A 2,281-nucleotide genomic window follows, 5' to 3' on the forward strand; every position below is an offset into this window, starting at 1 on the left:
GCTTCGACTTCAACGGCACGCTGTCGTTCTCGTGGCCGGCCTCGGCCTGCCAGACGCCGCTGAACCTCGGCGACGGCCAGCAGCCGCAGTTCGCCCCCGGCTACGGACTGACGTATGCAAGCACCGCCAGCATCGGCACGCTGCCGACACCGGCCGTGCCCTCGGTCTGCGGCCAGGGTAGCGGCACGCTGGTGCTGTTCAACCAGGGCGACGTCGCGCCCTTCGCACTGAACGTCAACACCGCCGCCAACAACTGGGCCAGCGTGCCGGTCGGCAGCGACCTGAACGCGACGCTCAACGTGCCGGCCGCCGGCACGCCGGCGATGCGCGTGCAGACCACGCAGATCAACACGCAGCAGGACGCCAAGCTGGTCACCTGGTTCTCGCAGGGCCAGATCTTCTCGAAGGCGGCGAGCGGCCAGAACCTCTCGGGCTACACCGACGGCACGCTGGAGTTCGACACCGTGGTCTCGCAGGCGCCTGCCGCCGCGGTGCAGTTGCACATGGATTGCGGCTACCCCTGCCGCGGCACGGTGGACCTGACGCAGACGCTGCGCAGCCTGCCGCTGAACGTCAGGCAGACGCTGAAGATCCCGCTCAGCTGCTTCGCGTCGGCCGGCGCCAACCTCGCGAGCATCGACACGCCGTTCAGCATCGAGTCGATGGGCGCGATGGCGCTGGCGTTCACCAACCTGAAGGTGGTCAAGGGCGGCGCACTGGCCGGCGGGGTCTCGGGCTGCTCGGGGCAGCAGGGCAGCTTTGCGCTGTTCGGGCCGAACGGCGTCGCACCGGGCTTCGGCTTCAGCAGCTGGCAGAGCACGGCGGGCCATGTCAGCTGGCAGGTGATCCCGGTGGGTGCGGCCCCGGCCGAGATCCGCATGCAGTTCTCGAACACCGTGGGCGCCAACGGCATGGTGTTCATCAGCGGGCCCGCGACCGACCTGTCGGCGTACAGGGCCGGGCGGCTGACGCTGGAGGTCTACCCCTACCTCTACGGCAGCAACACCTCGGACCTGACCCTCAAGCTGGAAAGCGGCGCCGGTTGCGCAACCGCCGACATCTCGATCGGCCGGCCGCCGCTTGGCGCGTGGGCCACGGTGTCGGTGCCGATGAGCACGGTGCTGGCAGGTGCCGCAGCCTGCCTGGACCTGGCGCGCATCGGCAGCTTCTCGGTGTTTCCGCACTGGAACGACCAGCGCGGCGTGCAGATGACGGTGCGCAACGTGGCCTTGCGTCCCTGACGACTTCTTGCAGGGTCAACGAGCGCCGCGGAGATAGCTGCGCTCGCGCGGGCGGTTCGGATCGTCCTTCGGGCCGGCGTCGGTATCGCCCCCCTGTGCGACGGGGTTCGATGCCGCGGCGGGCGCCGCGGCGGGCGCCGCGGCCGCCGGCACCACCCGGCTGCTCATCAGGCGCTCGGCCAGCGTGATCAGGGCCGGGTCGCCGATGTCCGTGCAAAGCGCCCAGATCTCCACCGCGTAGTCGGTGTCGGACAGCAGGCGATCAGCCTCGACGGGGATCTGGTGCCGCAGCAGGGCCAGCCGCAGCCGCATCGCGATCACGCCCGAGGACATGAGGGAGCTCACTATTCGATCCGCTCGCCGTGCTGGGACACATCCAGCCCGACGGCCTCCTCGCTGCGCTTGATCCGGACGCCRGCGAACCAGTCGAGCCCCTTCATCAGCAGCCAGCTGACCGCGAAGCTGTAGACGAGAACCGCCATGACACCGATCGCTTCCGCCTGCGGCTGGCCGGCGCCGCCCGCAAGCTTCGCGTCGATGAAGAAGGGCGTCAGCAGCGAACCGGCGATGCCGACGACGCCGTGGATCGCGAACACGTCCAGCGAGTCGTCGATGTTGATCAGGGGCTTGATCCAGCTCAGCGACGCGAACGCGACGAGGCCGCCGACGGCACCGAACAGGTAGGCCGCGTTCACGCTGACGAATCCGGCAGCGGGCGTGATCGCCACCAGGCCGGCGACGGCGCCGGTGGACATGCCGACCAGGCTCGCCTGGCCCTTCAGAACCCACTCGCACAGCACAAAGACGACCGCGGCCAGCGCCGCTGCGATCTGCGTGTTGACCATCGCCAGTGCGGCTGCGCCATTGGCCGCAAAGGCGGAACCGCCATTGAAGCCGAACCAGCCGATCCACAGCAAGCCTGCGCCGATCAGCATGTAGGCGAGGTTCGAGGGGACCATCGGCTCGCGGCCGTAGCCGTGCCGCGGTCCGGCCACGAGGGCGCAGGCCAGGCCCGCCGCACCGGCGCTGACGTGCACGAC

3 protein-coding genes are annotated in these 2,281 nt (G+C 69.8%); 1 reads left to right on the forward strand and 2 read right to left on the reverse strand.

The features are described from left to right. Positions 1 to 1,241, forward strand: a 1,241-nt coding sequence (locus AC1D12_RS31345; RefSeq protein ID WP_477845091.1) for a putative glycoside hydrolase, incomplete at its 5' end; no start/stop codon positions are given. Positions 1,242 to 1,256: 15 nt separating this feature from the next. Here AC1D12_RS31345 and AC1D12_RS31350 read toward each other — a convergent pair. Both AC1D12_RS31350 and AC1D12_RS31355 read right to left on the reverse strand, forming a co-directional pair. Then, a complete protein-coding gene (locus AC1D12_RS31350) occupies positions 1,257 to 1,574 on the reverse strand; it encodes a hypothetical protein (protein WP_477845092.1) in 318 nt (105 codons plus the stop codon). A gap of 11 nt (positions 1,575 to 1,585) precedes the next feature. After that, the coding region (locus AC1D12_RS31355; RefSeq protein WP_477845093.1) for an ammonium transporter at positions 1,586 to 2,281 on the reverse strand (696 nt) is incomplete at its 5' end.

Source organism: Rhizobacter sp. P1_G5 (assembly GCF_056405435.1).

Bases quoted from the DNA above. Each gene is read 5' to 3' on its own strand.
- AC1D12_RS31350 (WP_477845092.1), bottom strand. From the start codon at position 1,574: ATGTCCTCGGGCGTGATCGCGATGCGGCTGCGGCTGGCCCTGCTGCGG.